Origin of the sequence: Haloferula rosea (assembly GCF_016595525.1) — a bacterium.
Classification (GTDB): domain Bacteria; phylum Verrucomicrobiota; class Verrucomicrobiia; order Verrucomicrobiales; family Akkermansiaceae; genus Haloferula; species Haloferula rosea.
The window spans coordinates 1-553 of sequence record NZ_JAENII010000054.1 but is presented as its reverse complement, the minus strand read 5'-3'; the positions used below and the strand labels follow the sequence as shown (position 1 = coordinate 553).

The following is a 553-nucleotide window of genomic DNA, read 5'->3' as shown; positions in this document are numbered from 1 at the left end:
TGGGGTAGGTGCCGCCGTCGACGAGGTCGTTGAATCCCTGGAACCAGACGAAGCCGGAGATCTCATAGCCATCGGCGGGATCGTAGGTCGGGCAGACGCGCTTGGGATCGGCGAGGACGCTTTTCACGTGGTCGACCATGAAGCGGTAGAAGCGGCCGGATTCCTTGGCCTTGGCGGCTTTCTCGGCGTCGATGTCCTTGCCCCTTTTCTTCATCTGCTCGATCTGCGCTTCGCTGAATTCATAGGGTCCGGCGCTGGGCGGGCGGAACTGGGTGTTGAGGCTGCGGCCGCCCCAGGCGGTCTTGATGAGGAGGACTGGTTCTTCGAAGGCGGTGTCCATGGTGAGACCGAAGGTGAACTCGGGACCGATCTTACCACCTTCCTGAGTGGGCTTGGAACCGCGGGCGCCGTAGCCTGCGGTGAGCTTGCCGGTGCCTTCGCCGTTGGCCATGCCTTCATGATGACCGGTTAGGTAGGAGATCCAGGCATTTTCAGCGACGGCGGGTTGGCCGTCGGGTCCGCGCATCATCTTGAGCAAGGGCGCGGTGGCGGG

General features: G+C 63.1%; 1 pseudogene. It reads right to left on the bottom strand.

The features are described 5' to 3' along the window. Nucleotides 1-553, bottom strand: a pseudogene (locus JIN81_RS18810) (sialate O-acetylesterase); the annotation flags it as partial.